13 protein-coding genes are annotated in these 15161 nt (G+C 45.5%); 2 read left to right on the plus strand and 11 right to left on the minus strand.

Going from position 1 to position 15161, the window contains the following annotated elements; translation table 11 throughout:
* Window positions 1–93 precede the first annotated feature (93 nt).
* From AC50YO_RS16590 to AC50YO_RS16610, 5 genes are all read right to left on the minus strand, one after another.
* Window positions 94–1071: an AraC family transcriptional regulator gene (locus tag AC50YO_RS16590; protein ID WP_494848773.1), complete on the minus strand. Its 978-nt coding sequence runs from the start codon at window positions 1069–1071 to the stop codon at window positions 94–96.
* A gap of 134 nt (window positions 1072–1205) precedes the next feature.
* Window positions 1206–2837 (minus strand): helix-turn-helix domain-containing protein, encoded by a 1632-nt coding sequence (locus tag AC50YO_RS16595; RefSeq protein WP_494848775.1) that lies wholly within the window; start codon window positions 2835–2837, stop codon window positions 1206–1208.
* A gap of 138 nt (window positions 2838–2975) precedes the next feature.
* Window positions 2976–3932 (minus strand): ABC transporter substrate-binding protein, encoded by a 957-nt coding sequence (locus AC50YO_RS16600; RefSeq protein WP_494848777.1) that lies wholly within the window; start codon window positions 3930–3932, stop codon window positions 2976–2978.
* 246 nt (window positions 3933–4178) lie between these two features.
* The gene (locus AC50YO_RS16605; RefSeq protein WP_494848780.1) at window positions 4179–5384 is read right to left on the minus strand and encodes an MFS transporter; all 1206 of its coding nucleotides are present in this window, start codon (window positions 5382–5384) and stop codon (window positions 4179–4181) included.
* A gap of 15 nt (window positions 5385–5399) precedes the next feature.
* Entirely contained in the window at window positions 5400–6437 is a 1038-nt protein-coding gene (locus AC50YO_RS16610; protein WP_494848784.1) for an ROK family transcriptional regulator, read from the minus strand.
* Window positions 6438–6639: 202 nt separating this feature from the next.
* Between AC50YO_RS16610 and AC50YO_RS16615 the strand changes: the two genes are divergently transcribed.
* A complete protein-coding gene (locus AC50YO_RS16615; RefSeq protein WP_494848786.1) occupies window positions 6640–7020 on the plus strand; it encodes a VOC family protein in 381 nt (126 codons plus the stop codon).
* Window positions 7021–7120: 100 nt separating this feature from the next.
* Here AC50YO_RS16615 and AC50YO_RS16620 read toward each other — a convergent pair whose 3' ends face one another.
* The 6 genes from AC50YO_RS16620 to AC50YO_RS16645 all read right to left on the minus strand — a co-directional run bounded on the left by AC50YO_RS16620 (window position 7121) and on the right by AC50YO_RS16645 (window position 14285).
* Window positions 7121–8686, minus strand: a complete 1566-nt coding sequence (locus AC50YO_RS16620; protein WP_494848788.1) for an alpha/beta hydrolase — start codon at window positions 8684–8686, stop codon at window positions 7121–7123.
* 26 nt (window positions 8687–8712) lie between these two features.
* On the minus strand, window positions 8713–9735 hold the full coding sequence (locus tag AC50YO_RS16625; protein WP_494848790.1) for a FecCD family ABC transporter permease: 1023 nt from the start codon (window positions 9733–9735) through the stop codon (window positions 8713–8715).
* A complete protein-coding gene (locus tag AC50YO_RS16630) occupies window positions 9728–10735 on the minus strand; it encodes a FecCD family ABC transporter permease (RefSeq protein WP_494848792.1) in 1008 nt (335 codons plus the stop codon). Before AC50YO_RS16630 ends, AC50YO_RS16625 begins: the two co-directional genes overlap by 8 nt.
* Window positions 10736–10760: 25 nt before the next feature.
* A complete protein-coding gene (locus AC50YO_RS16635; RefSeq protein ID WP_494848794.1) occupies window positions 10761–11756 on the minus strand; it encodes an ABC transporter substrate-binding protein in 996 nt (331 codons plus the stop codon).
* A gap of 111 nt (window positions 11757–11867) precedes the next feature.
* Window positions 11868–13529 (minus strand): helix-turn-helix domain-containing protein, encoded by a 1662-nt coding sequence (locus AC50YO_RS16640; RefSeq protein WP_494848796.1) that lies wholly within the window; start codon window positions 13527–13529, stop codon window positions 11868–11870.
* 135 nt (window positions 13530–13664) lie between these two features.
* A complete protein-coding gene (locus AC50YO_RS16645; protein ID WP_494848798.1) occupies window positions 13665–14285 on the minus strand; it encodes a hypothetical protein in 621 nt (206 codons plus the stop codon).
* Window positions 14286–14514: 229 nt separating this feature from the next.
* On the opposite strand from AC50YO_RS16645, the gene AC50YO_RS16650 reads away from it, so the two are divergent.
* Window positions 14515–15132: a TetR/AcrR family transcriptional regulator gene (locus AC50YO_RS16650; protein ID WP_494848800.1), complete on the plus strand. Its 618-nt coding sequence runs from the start codon at window positions 14515–14517 to the stop codon at window positions 15130–15132.
* The last annotated feature ends 29 nt before the right edge of the window (window positions 15133–15161 follow it).

Consider the following 15161-nt stretch of genomic DNA (forward strand, 5'->3'; position numbering starts at 1 on the left):
CAGCAAATTACTTACTGATAAAGATTATCACTGCATAATAAAAAAAACCTCTTCTGAACGGATTATTAATGCGGTCAGACGGAGGAATTGAGATTATCTTTTTAATAAAAGCCTAGGCTTAACTCCATATTTTTTGTAAAATGCTTCTGCAAAATATCCCGGATTGGAATATCCGACGGATATTGCTGCCTCGCTTACGTTCATACAGCCCTTCTCCAAATATTGCTTTGCTTTCTCAAGCCGCATCTCTCTTAATGCACCGAAGACGGTCGTATCGAATACCTCCTTGAATCCAGCCTTCAGCTTATAATCATTCAATCCAATCAGCCTTGACAGCTCCATTAGCGTCGGTGGGCAATCAAGCCGCTCCTCCAGAATCGTCTTCGCCAGCCTAATCTTCTCCAAATCATCTCCACGCAGTATAGAGCCTTTCTGTTGGCTGGCAGGAGAAATAAGACTGATCTCTAAGCTAATCCAGAGGAGCTCTAATACCTTGCTCTCCATATATAACCGCTTAAGGGGCTCATCTTGCGGACATTGTATGATCTCGTGAATGACGGCTTGAATACGGGGCGGTATCTTATCCTGAAAAATACGCATATGCCCTGAGCCTACGATATCATCAAAGCTATTTCTTCCATTGGGGCAGCCCGCTTGCAAATAATGATCAAATACAGCTGCCGTCATTCTTAATCCAACGAAGGTTGCCTGCTCATTAGCGGAATGAACCATAGAGGCTTTGATGTCTTTGGCAAGCCATAGCTGCCAATCATGCTGATGAATATCTGCTGATTGTCCCTCAGCTTCTATAACGCCATCACCCTGCAAGCAAAAATTAAGCTCGATCAATGGCTCTTGTCCCCGAAAGGTAGTCGTAATGTCCGACCAAAAGCAATATTGTGAGATAACCAGCTCTAAGCCTGGACGAATGATAAGACGCTTTAATGTTCCTTGACCATAATATTCTGGAAGACTGAATGACTCCATATATCCCTGTTTTTCTTTTATAAGATCAATTTGATTAAAGTAGTGATAGAAATGCTCATGAAGCTCCTGTTCATTCTGCCGCATAGCTGATGCCCCTTCCTATGAACCCATTAAATCAATAACAAATCAATCCTTTACAGCTTAAATGATAATCGTTATCAATTAAAATTGTCAATATTGAAGGAAGTAATGGAACGTTAGGCAGCTACTGCCCGACCTCATCGCTGAAGCAAGCTGCCTGCAATGACCTGTAGCTGCTCATCCAGTGAGTAAGGGTCTTCAAAGGCGAAACGGTAGGGATTGCAAAAGTAAACATGGCCTTTTCGAACAGCAGACAGGCTCCTCCAAACCTCACTGTCTAGTAACGCGGAAGAGTTGTCGTAGATAGAGATAAAAATATGGTCACCGGCATATTTGGGGAGCTCCGAGAACGGAATCTCTATACTTAACGAAACTTCGTTAAGCTCCTTACGCTGCTTAGGGGAAGCTTGCAGCTGCAAGGCTTGATATAGGCTGAAGCTGCCATAGCCCGCATGTCTGCCGAGCACGAATAGCTTCCCATCCAGCAGCAGCAAATTCGTGACGGAATAGCCGTGCCCAAGCTTGCTTACGATCTGCGACCGCACCTGTTCAATTCGACACTGATAGTCCTCAATCCACTGCTCTGCCACATTGCTTTTATGAAGAGCACCCCCGATCAACCGGAATTTCTCAAAAGGGCTTACACTTTGATAAGTTATCAACAGTGTGGGAGCAATTTCATTAAGCATGTCATATTGCTGCTCGTTTTGCGTCACAATCAGATCAGGCTTTAGATCAGATACACGGGACAGGCACATAGGAAAGCCATTTCCCAAATCGACGATTTCTTGCAAGCGGCTGCTGCCTCTCTGCTTCGAACCGATGAATTCTTCCATAAGCATGCCCGTCCGGGCACCTACAGGAATCGCATCCAGCTTAAGCAGTTGTCCCATATATTGATCTGCCACAATACGCTGGGGACTTGACGCCAGTGTGAAGCTTCTAAGCGATCTCCGTTTGTTCTGCGCGTATTGACGGGGCGATTGCCCGATCATTTGCTTGAAGCGACGATTGAAATAATATTCATCCCGATAGCCAATAGTTCGGGCAATATAGGATAATTGACCGCCAGCGAGCAGGAGCTTCTTCGCTTCTTGCATTCGCAGATCAGTCAAATATTCCGTCACGCTTCTATTCGTCAGCATTCGAAATAGCTCAGTGAACTGCCTTCGGCTGATTCTAGCTTCCATGGCCAGCTTATCGACCGTAATATCTTCATGATAAGCAGCATGCATATAATCAATAGCTTGTTCAACCGCTTGTTTGCTGGCTTGCTTCGCATCATTCTGTAAATCTCGTTCCAATAGAATGAACATCATCCATTCCTGAAAATGCATATGGTTCGCCAATTGCTGCAATGGATCTGAGCTCCATCTGTCTTTGCATAGCTGCTCCAGCCCTCTTGAGAGCCTTTGCCAAGATACTTTCCATACATACTGGTCAGGAAAAAGCGAAGAGGGGGAACAAGGGAGCTCCACCTCTGAATGACCTGTACTTTGTACAGCGTAGGTAATGATATAGCAGAAAGCATCTGCTGCACCGCTGATTTCAATGGCGGCTGTAGAGGCAAGAGAAAGCAGCTCCCCTGGGTGAAGCTCGATCTTTCTGCTGTTCGCTTCAACATATAGGCTTCCTCTAATCATCGCGATTAATAGGGGTTGATTATTAATATAAGGGACGGAATGGATTATTTCATTTGCTTCATACCGATCTATATGAAGCAGCGTAAAGGAAATGGAGCGTGGTGTCTCATTCTTTATTTCGATCATAGGTTGTCGTCCTTTCTTGCTCGATGCATTCGTGATAGACCAGTGATCTCAAGAAGATAGCTCTGAAACCCGTTATCTACACAGTCGTAGAGAACGGGTTCGAATTATTACCTATATGGGCAGATTCTGAAGCTTCAGCTAAGAGGCGGTCAGAAGATCCACTATAATTTTCAGTTGCGCTTCCATCGAGTAAGGATCATCCATTGCAAAAATACTTGCTTCATAAAAATACACCTGATTATTGCTTACAGCAGGGATGCTCTTCCAAAATTCGCTGTTCATAAGTTCGTCTGCCTTATCTTGGTTAATGACTGTAATAAAGGCATGGTCGCCCATATATTCAGGAACTGCTTCAAGCGAAAGCCCGCTGCTTCCTGTCTCTTTAGTAAGCAGCTCCTCCACTTTATCAGTCGGTTTCAGCTTCAGATAATCGTAGACCATACTCCCGCCATACGCGCCTTTAGGTCCGAATACATATACATTTTTATCGAATACAGCCATTACGGATACCGTCTCTCCTTCTTTCAAATGACCGGAATTCGCAATTTTTTGCTTCGCATCTGCCACTTGATTATCAAAATCCGCGATCCATTTATTTGCTACATCCGTTTTATCGAATAACTCAGCGATTTTTAACAGCTTGTCTAACGGAGATTTATAGCTTTCTGAAAAATACGGAATGTGAACAGTCGGTGCAATTTTATTATAGGATTCCTGATTGTCCGGGAGTGAGCTAATGATCAGATCGGGCTCAACCGATACAAGCTTCTCCAGATTAAGCGGAAAACCGCCTAAATTCTCAATGCCGTCAAGTAGCCCCTCTTGCAAATTCGCATACGGAATCCAAGCTTCCTGGAGCATGTTCTCGCGTACGCCAATCGGTTTAATGCCCAGCTTGAGGAGCTGTCCCATATACTGATCTGAAGCAACTCGCAGCGGCTTAACAGGAATAATCGCTTCGCCAAGCTCATGCTTGAAGGCACGGGTAGGTACCTCGGACGCGTCAGACTGCTTACTGCTCGTGCAGGAGGTTAATAAAAGTGCAATAATGCCTAGCAGGCATAGTCGTGCTGAGATCATTCGAATCCGAATCATGTTGATACCCCTTTACAAGATGATAGACTAGAGAATAATAATCATTATCACTGATTATAAAAGGATAACGCCAATGTCTCAATGGAAAATCAGGCAATTTTTTTATACTTTTAATAATGTAATAAAAAACAAACAAAATCCCCTCTATACGCAGACAAGTAAATCAGCTTGCCTTTTCCTGTCTCCGTTGAGGGGATACCATCTTAATGAAATGAGTTATTCGAGAAATTTCAATTGAGCGAGTACTTATCTTGCTCCTGCTTTTGCATTCATATATTGATTCAGCTTCTCTGTACATAAGAGCATAGCAATCGCAAAAATAATAATAATCGTCGGAAAGACACCCATAGTGGTATAGGAGGCCGTCAATCCGATGAATGGCGGTATGAACGTGCTGCCTGTATAGGCAGTCGCCATTTGATACCCCATAATCGACTCCGCATGCTTTTTCCCGAAGCGTACAGGCGTTTCATGCAGCATACATGGGAAGATCGGCGCTAGTCCGACCCCTATAATCATGAAGCCTGCAAGTGAAACAACGGTTGGAAACGGCAATACTAACAGTACGGTTCCCAATAAAGCCGTGAGCTGGCCATAACGGATCAGCTTCCTGTTACTCATCTTGAAAGTAATAAAACCGGTAACGAATCGGCCGAATGTAATGCCCAAATAAAACAAAGATACCCATTGCGCTGCTGTTGATGCCGGTAAGTCCTTTACGTTTACAAGAAAGCTGCTGCCCCACAATCCTATACTTGCCTCGACCCCGCAATAGAATAAGAAGGTGAGCATCGCTAGTTTAACCCCTTTAACCTTCCAAGGCTTGGTGTTCGCTGATGCATGATCAACCTCTTGAACGCTTCCCTCATTGTGACTGTCAGCCTTGAGCAGATTGCTGCTCTTGGCCACCTTGTCCCACAAAGGCAAGGAAACGAACAAAATAATGACTAGAATAAATTGAATAATAGCTACAGTGAGATAGCCTTGTCTCCATAGGTCCTGCCCGGAAATAAAGGAAGCCATAATGATCGGTCCAAGTGTTGCCCCTACTCCCCAGAAACAATGCAGCCAGCTCATATGATGAGCCTTGTAGTGGGCCGCAACATAGCTATTTAAGCCAGCATCGACAGATCCAGCACCTAAGCCTAGTGGTATGGCGAATATAATTAACCAAACCAATGAAGGCGACCAAGCAAAGCCCAGCAAAGCTGCGGCCGTCATTATACAGCTCACGAGCGTTACTTTTCCCGTACCAAATCGTTTGAGCACTGCACCACTCAACAAGCTGGATACAATCGTGCTGCCTGCAATAACCATCGAAAGAATGCCCGCCGTTCCCAGAGAAGCATTCAAATCCATTCTCATCACAGGCCATGCCGATCCGAGCAAGGAATCGGGCAATCCCAAACTAATAAAGGCTAAATAGATAATAAGTAAAAAGAACGTTGCCATCGTTATGTGTGCTCCTTAGCTGTCTACTTGTTGTGAAATTAATAAGCTTAACCCTAGGCTTTGCAGCCCATTGAGATAGTCCTTCTTGAAATCACTTGCTCTTAATTCGGGCAAATGCTCTGCTGGCACGTAGCTTCCACTACGTTCAGCAATTTGATTAAGCCTATTCGTATCCATCTCATCATCGCAAAAAATAAAATAATGCGTATTCAAAATAGAGGTGATGGATGCCACTAAGCGGCTAATCACATCTGTTCTATGCTCGTTTTGCAACAGGGGAGGCAAAGCATCCTTTTCGTCGTGCAATGCTTCGAAGAAGTTCTTCCCGTTACACTGTGGGATAAAGGCTACTTCTCCTGAGAAGAATGTTTTTCCTCGAACGATTTCTCCATTAATTATTATTCCTGCACCGGGACCATTCTTCCCCAAATAAAGATACATCATGGAAGTGTTTTTCTGCATATTCCGCTCAGTCATATAGCCGATTGCTGCTGCATTCACATCATTTTCTATCACGGTCGGAATTCCTAGCTGCTCCTCGATAAGCTGTTTCAAATTTCTATTGTGATAGTTCTCATACCCTGGTATAAGAAAGATCGTTCCGTTATTAACGGCACCAGGAACACCAATGGCTACAGCATGAATGGTAGGAAAGGCCTTTTTTTCAGCTTCAATAAGCGTGACCAACTTCTGCACATCTTCCTCAAGAATACTAGGCGCATGACCTTGCTTCATTACGTCGCCCACACCATTATAAATCATATAATGCGTTTCGTTTTTTTCTAGAAAAACAGCCATGCCTAACTTAAAATTAGGGTTATAGGCATATCTTTTTGCTCTTCTTCCGCCACTGGACTCATCAAGGCCAATGATCTGTACTTCTCCTGTCTCCTCCATCTGCTTTAAAAACTTGCTTATCGTTGGAAAGCTATAGGGCAGCTTATCGCTTAATTCGACCTTCGTTGCCATTCCTAATTCTAATAGCACCGTTCGAATGCTTCGTAAAATTTCTAGCTTCGTTTGTTGCGAAGTAAGCCGTGTATCACTTACCATACTCTCACCGCCTACGATCATAATGACTTATTAAAGCTGTTTAATAAGTCATTATGATCGTAGCAGGAATAAGGTACATCTACAAGTTAAATTTTATTATGCAATATTTGGAGCCGGGATGGATTTTTATTGAATATTACTATAAAATGGGTCTATAGTATGAAACACGTTTTCACTATGTGAAACAAAAGGAGGGTAATAGATGGCTTACAATTTCTATGGTCTTGACCACGTTCAACTAGCAGCCCCAGAAGGTTGCGAAACAGAGGCTCGGAATTTTTTCAATAACTTATTAGGTTGGATAGAGATTCCAAAGCCTGAAGCTTTAAAAAAACGTGGCGGCGTTTGGTTTGAGTGCGGCACTCATCAAGTACACATCGGAGTACAAAAAGATTTTATTCCCGCTACAAAAGCCCACCCAGCATTTCATGTACAGAACTTAGATGAGTTGCGTGAGTATCTGCTTCACAATAATATTCAAGTTATGGATGATGAAGTAAGGACTGCTGAAGGAGTAAGACGCTTCTATTTGAACGACCCCTTTGGAAATCGACTTGAGTTCTTAGAATGGCATACATCATAACCAAACGAGATTAAAAGTTGTTACTTTTACAATAAATTTTGTTTAATAGCAAAAAAACACCATCCCCATACGGATGATGTTTTTGTTCATGAGCCTCGATCTACCCTAAAAAAAACGACAAGCCACTGCTAAGCAAGGAAGGCACAACCGTCAAATGCCCTTCCTTCTCAAATTTCCGGAAGGCAAGCTCGAGCCCTTGCCCATGATAAGGCAGGAGCCGTTCATACAGTTGCTCTGCATCCTGAACCATATGCGGCTTCTCACTTGATCCGACACCAATGAATAGTCTTGCATGGAGTTCCCCTCGTTGCAGCTTCTCCACCAGCAGAGGTAAGCTCTTCAGCAGGCTGTGATTCTTCCACCAGATCGACGGGCTTCCCGCAATATAGGTAGTGAACAAGTGGGGCCTGGTAAACAGCAGCTTCAGCACGAATAGCCCTCCAAGCGAGTGACCGAGCAAGGCTTGCCGATTACGGTCAATCGCATACCGGCGCTCTATAGCAGGCTTTAATTCCTCCTCAATAAACGCCATGAACAGCTCCTCCCCTCCGGTCTCGGGCCAAGCGGTTCCATCCGGTCGTGGAGGAAGCTCAGAAGAATCGGCTTCTTCCGTATAATCATAGAAGCGCTGACTAGTGACGATGGGCTCGTTGGAATCGTACCCTATACTGACAATAACAGCAGGCTCAATGCCATGCGGCGGGCGAGAGAACAGGCGCATCGTTTCGGTTAACGTGGCGAAATTCGCATTGCCATCAAGCGAATAAAGGACAGGATATCCCGCTTCAGGCGGCGGTGTTGCTGGTACAGATACGGAAATTCGATATTCTCTACCTGTACGATGCGCATGCATAATTAACTGCTTCGTACCGTACATTTCGAATTTTAATTCTGGCAGCTCATCCATTGCGGCGCCTCTAGAAGTCTCTTTTCCAGCCCCGAATAGCCACTGTAGTGCATGAGCAAATTGCGCGGTCATATATTGCACATCATGGGTTCCCCCTTCCTCTATCACAAGATGGAGTCGATCTAGAGTAATCCCCTTCTCTTTCCACAGTGAGTAGGTCTTCAGGGTATTAGGCACCATGTTCTTTTGAATGTTGCTTTTGTAGATTCCCTCACAGCTTCCTACGGACATAAATAACCGCAGATGACCAGCAGGAGCGCTCTGCTTTTTCAAATAATCTACTACGCCTTCGTACCATAGGGATGCCGAGATCATCCCGATTTTCCCGAAAACCTCAGGTCTCCAATACGCTGCAAATAATGCGATTAAACCACCAAATGAGCCGCCGACGATTCCTGTGTGCTCAGCCTCCCGCAGTGTGCGATAATGATCATCCATATAGGGCTTTAGTACATCCGCAAGCTCGTCCACATAGGCTTTCCCTTCACCAGCAAACGCTGGACGGCCTTCCAATAGCGGCTCTGCTAACCACGGCGTATATTCATTGTTACGATTATGGGGCACAATTCCTACCAAGATTGCCTCAGTCATTAAGCTCTGTGCATAAAGATGCTCCAGTTGATTAAGGCAATTCTCGAATAACTCCCCGCTGTCCTGTACATAAACGACAGGATAGCGATCATTCGTACGTCGGTAAGATGGCGGCAAATAGATTGTCAGCGAGCGGTCCTCGACTATGATATGCTCCAAATAATTCATACAAGCTCCTTTCCGAGTCTTCGCACTCACTTTCTCATGCATAAAAGCAGATATACGAAGTAAGGTACACCGATAATAGAGATAACAATACCTACCGCAAGCTCTGCAGGAGCAAATACCGTCTTCCCGATGAAATCGCCAACGACAACCATCGCAGTTCCCACTAATCCGCTGACTGGAATAATGGCTCTATGCCTCAAGCCAACCAGCCTTCTCGCGAGATGCGGCGCTATTAATCCAACGAAGACAATGCTCCCTGATACGGCTACACATGCGCTTATAACGCCAATGCTGCACAACAGCAGAATGTTCTTTTCTCGCTCCACAGATACTCCGAGACCACTGACACTCTCTTCTTCGAGCTGGAATAGATCCAGAATATGTCCTCGAAGCCATAGAATCGGAACCAGTATGAGCAGCCAAGGAAGCATCATGACGACGAATTTCCAATTCGCGCTGTGGATGCTGCCTGCTAGCCAGACGACAGCCATTTCGAAATCATTCGGATTCATCTTTAATGAAACGTACATGGTCATAGCGCCAAAGCCCGAGGAGATAGCGATACCGACTAGAATAAGGCGCTGTGGATCTAATTTCCCATTGTGCTTCGCAAACCAATAAATAATCGTCGTAGCTGCCAAGCCCCCGATAAGCCCAAACATAGGCATCATCATTACGGCCAGCCAGCCTGTAGTGTTGATCTGTCCTTGGACAAGCAGCATGAAGAGCACAACCATCATTCCGGCGCCAGCATTAATCCCGAGTATGCCAGGGTCAGCAAGCTGATTGCGAGTCACGCCTTGGATCACTGTCCCGGCAACTCCCAACCCGAAGCCGATTAAGCCGCCAAGCACGATACGAGGCAATCGAAATTCGAATAGGATCAAATCATGCTCCGGCAGAGGGTTGATACGCAGTAATGTCCTAACTACTTCTAGCACCGACATATCGAAAGACCCATTGGTCAGGCTTAAATAGACACCCACCATAATAACAAGAAGGGTGGAGCCGATCACCGCCCAATATCGCAGCGACAATGATTTACGCATGATTGGCGCCCCCCTTGGTCTTAATTAAATAGAGGAAGAAGGGAACGCCGAATAAAGCGGTGACGACGCCAATCGGGGTCTCAAAGGGATAATTAATAAACCGGGCAATAATATCGCATATCGCTAGGAATAATCCGCCGAGCACGGCAGATACGGGAATGATTTTACGATAGTCGACGCCGACTAACAGTCTAGCAATATGCGGCACGATCAAACCAATGAAGGCAATTTTGCCTGCCAAAGCGACCGATGCGCCAGTCAGAATAACGACAGCCAGCATCGTAAGCAGCTTGATGAGTCTGGTGCGCTGCCCTAGCCCTGTCGATATTTCATCTCCCAAAGAGATAACGGTAATCGACTTGGACAAGCAGATCGCAAGCACTAGCCCCACGACTGCGAATGGAATCGTCAGCTTAATCATATGTGGGTCCATCTGGTGCAGCCTCGCATTGTACCAGAAGCTTAATGACTGTGAGATTTGATAGTAGGCTGACGCCGCTTCTGCTAGCCCGCTTAGAAACGTACCTATCACCGTCCCTAGAATTGCAAGACGAACCGGCGACATCCCATTTGGAATTAACCAAGCAATACCGAATACAAGAGCAGTCCCGATTGCTGACCCAATAAGCGACACAACAATTAGCCCTGTAGAATGAACACTCGGCAAAAAAATCATACACAGCGTTACAGCAAATACAGAGCCGTCTGACACCCCCATGATCGACGGAGAAGCCAGGTAGTTTCTGGTCATGCCCTGCATAAGCGCACCAGAGACCGCAAGAAAAGCGCCGATTAGCATTGCGCCTATTACTCTTGGCAATCGGGAGGTCATAATGATCTGATGATCGACGCTATCAGGGTCAAATCGCAAAAAAGCATCCCAGATGGTATCGCTGGTAATATTCTTTGCGCCATAGATCACTGAAAAAAAGATGATAAGAATGGCTGCTGCCGGAGCCATCAGAAGGATGACAACCGGCAGCGTAGTTTTATTCCGCATATCCAACACGCCTTATTTTAGAAGTCTATTTACTCAGGTTAGCTATGACAGCCTTTAAAAATTCGATTTTGCTATACGCAGTGCCGCCTTGAGCGAGAGGATCGACTACATTCGTGAATGCCGTACCGTTCTTAAATGCCGTGATGTTCTTAATAATCGGATTGTTCTGCAAATCTTCAAGTGCCTTCGGCTTATCTCTATTCTCATCCTCTGAGAATTGCAGGAACAGATAGTCTGGATTCATCTCCGCCAGTTTCTCTACCGACAGCAGCTCTTGAGCTTTTGCAGCTTTGACCTCTGCAGGAACAGCTAGACCCAGCTCTTCATAAATGACCGGATTGAAATATACCGCTTCGGGATAAATATACAGATCACCTTGACGAACGCGCGCAACGACAACCTTCTTATCCTTCAGCTTGTCGCTAAGCTCAGCCTTTGCACCTGCAAGATCCTTCTCGTACTGATTGATAACCTCGATAGCTTTATCCTTCTTGCCTGTCAGTTCGCCAAGCAGCTCCAAGTTTGCTTTCCAATTCGTCGATATGTGAGAATACGAAATCGTTGGCCCTATCTTTTTCAATTGCTCGACGACCTCAGGCTTAAACTTGGTAGAGGCTAGGATGACGTCTGGTTTAAGCGACATAATTTTCTCAAAGTTCGGCTCAATTTTCTCGCCAACAGACTCCGTTCCTTCCGTAATAGATGCGAACATCGGAGGGAATACACCCGAGAACGTAACCGCACCGACTGGATTAACGTCGAGAACAATCGAATCCTCCATCGCTTCGACCGCACCAGTAATGACAATTCTCTCGGTGCTAGCTGGAAGCTCATATTCTTCGTCCAAATATTTGATGATTTTTGTCTTTGCTTCCTCAGAAGCTGGTGTCTCTGTTGCTGCCTGTTCCTGTTGATTGGCATCCGTCTTGCCATTCTCCGCCTCTTTATTGCTGCCTCCACAAGCTGTCAATACAATTGCCAGCATCATAATAAGACCCCATATTGCTGCTGTCTTTTTCATTATTCGTTAAGACTCCCTTCGCTTACCTCTTCTGAATTTAATGATAATGATTATCATTCTTGTATTATATCCAGTAAGCCGAAGGTCCACCATAGACAGAATTCCGAAAATTTATGGACATATTCCAGAAAAGATCAGCTTCGCCTCGTCTAATATGCGCTCCAGTGCAAGCGGTGAATATTCCCTCCATGGCTCCGAAGCAATTAAAGAAATCCGATTCTCTTTTACCACTTTGAGAGATAGCCATTGCGAAGATTGCTGCAGTTGCTTCCAGCCCTCAAGCGTTTCGGTCTCTTGGCAGATTACAAGCAGAATACGGTCTGCCCCGCTGGCATCCAGCTCTTCAGGTGTAATCAGACGCTCAATTGGAAGCCTCTCATTCGGGTAAGGAGAGCGGATGCCCAGCCCTTCATAGACAATATCCCTGATTCCATTATTGCAATGAACGAAAAAATTGTTTTTGAGCAGCCGAACCGTAAGAACGCTACTGGTGCCAAACGTAAGCCTCAATTGATGACGAGCAGCTGTAAGCTTGTGCTCAAAAGCAGCAATCCAACGCTCGGCCTCCTCACACTCATCCAGTAATTGTGCAACGAAGAGCAGTCTTTTCTGCCAGCCTTCAAAACCTTCTGGCAGCTCATGCAGAGGGGCAATTGCTGACAATCTCTCTTGCTCCCACTCCTCTAATCCCGGTTCACAAATAATAAGCTCAGGATTGGTCTGCTCCAGCTTGTCCAAATTGTCTCGCTTATGTAAATTTTGTCGGTAGGCACTCAAATGAACAGGGATGTCCGAGGCGTAATATTCGTAATAATGACCCGACCACTTTGGATGAAGCGGAGCAGCATAGGGGATGATATTCAGCACGGTTAAGTATCCAATTAGAGAGGTCGAGCCATATAGAGCGACTTTGCGTTTCCGCTTCTTGATATATTCAGATGGCGATACACCAAACTGCTTCTTGAATTTGCGGCTGAAATAAAATTCATCTTCGTAGCCAATCTCATGTGCAATCTCCCTTAGGAGACGATTGGAATTCAGCATTAATCGTTTCGCTTTGTTTAGTCGAATATTCGTCAAATGATCCAATGCACGAACGCCATACTTCTTCTTGAATAGATCGCCATAGTACTTAGGACTGATCTCTGCAATGCCAGCTAATCGCTCAATTGTCAGCGCTTCATAGGAGTGCTCCTCCAAATATTCTTTTGAGCGCTCGATCGCAATATGAATGTCTTCATCAGGCTGCTTTCGCTCGGCCATCATAATCTCAAAGACCAGCTCATGGCATTCCAATTGGGCTCGCCAGCGCAGAAGTGGATCCGCACTCTCGTAATGCTCATGCATGGAGCGGCATAATGCTGCTAGCTTACCTAAAGGAGTAATGATCGTATCGTATCCCATTCGCACATAGTCTTCCGCATTCACGACTTTCATCCGCTTGTGGCTTCGTTGCGACGCATGAAATAAACCAAAGCGAATAATAGCTATCTTAATTTCATCGTTGTCACCGCCGCTTATCCCAAATGTGCTCTCAGGTGGACAGACGTAGACCCTATCCTTGTGCATATGACAAGCACTCGCATCACGCTCTAGAATCCCTTCGCCCTTTAGCAGAACAATAATCGCACTCGGTATCGTCAATTGTTGTGCCAATCGGAAGCCGTGTCCTCCGCTGATGATCTCGATATCCCATAGCTTTACGGTCAAGCTACTCGGGTCCAACTGATCCCTTATGAATAAGCGATCTATATCCATATCCGTTATAGACATTTTACGCCTCCTAATTGATAATGATTATCATTATAGGCTAAGTATAGCAAATACGCCGCTCCTTGAAAACATACAAAAATCGCCTTGCCCTCTCGAAAAAGGGCAAGGCGATTTTTACCTGGCAATACCTATTGTTTACATCCCGTGTTCTTCACGGATTTTGTACAGCCCTTGAAGGAGCAATTCCGAAGGATCACGGTTCATTAGAAGGTGCGTGAATAGGAGCTGCATTGGGAAAGCGCACACATTATTGCCTTCCTTTATCTGTGGGAACCCCGTTTCAAACACCGGACCAATCTCCTCGTTCCAATCAAGACCCGCGTGGACTTTCTCTGGAGCGAATTCTTCACGAACCGCTTCCATACATAGAGGAAGCAATACCTTGTCAATCAAGGCTTTGGCTTCATCTTCGCTTGCAGGAGGCCTTGGCAGCTCTTTTCCTCCCTCAGTCTTCATCAGCTCGAAGAAGAAAGAGGCCATCCATTCTGCCGGATCACTGCCCGACTGGAATTGTGCGAGCAACTCGCGAAGGAAAAAGCCGCATTCGTATCCATGATTCGAGGAGTCCTTCACATGATAAATAAAGATCGGACCATAATTTTCTTCATTCAATACCCGAACATCGACATCATCGAAATAGGTTTTCAAAGAGACACGGCCATTATGGCTAAGGGCCTGGATCAATTCAGCCAACTTCTCATCGTTGATGGTTGCTTGACTACTGTCGACATTTTCATTAGTTGTCTCGTTACTCATTGTCTACATCACCCGCTATCTATCATATCATTCGATGATTTGGACAGTCTAGTCCACCATCTTATGATTCATGAACTGAAATTATGGAACTGTATTCCTATCTTTCTGTATAACGCCACAACTTCGTAACAAATTGCCCATTGTGCATAATTGCTCATTGGGCAATAATATAGAGGAGCTTTATTTTGCAAACATGTTTTAAGCTAGTCGAAAAGAGGTGAAGCATCACATGATGAACAAACAAAGCCTCCGCGATATCAAACGGGAAGCAACAGCGAATGCGCTTGCTGATGCAGCGTTCACCCTTGCACTGGAAAGGGGAATGGACGGCTTCGTCGTCGAGGATGTCGTGCAGCGAGCCGGTTATTCCAGAAGAACGTTCGCGAATTACTACTCCTGCAAGGAGGAAGCGATAGCATCGGCGGCTGTCATCTTCAAAGGAGCCGATGAGGTCAAGGTATGGATTGAAGGCCTCAAAGAGGACGCTGCCCCACTTGACATTTTGTATCATTTGATGAAGCTGCAGCTGACAGCCGAGCATTTCTGGAAATTACGGCAGATTGTATCGCTTTCGAAGCAGTATCCGACACTTGAGCCGTACATGCTCAGCGGACTGCGCCGATTGCAAATATCCGCTCAGGAGACATTGAGCCAGTTATCCTATGGACGTTATCCCGAAGGGTATACCCACCTTCTCGTCGGCGCCGTATACGGAGCCGTGCTGCCATTGTTTGACGGCAGCCTGAATGTGCTGCTTCCAGGTCAATCCGCTGTCGAAGCCCCAGGGGCGGTTACGCTCGATCGGTATCTAGACACGATGTTCGATTACTTGCGCAACGGATTCTAGTTCACTATCTACTATCATTTCTACACGCA

This window comes from Paenibacillus sp. J22P59 (genome assembly GCF_059383895.1).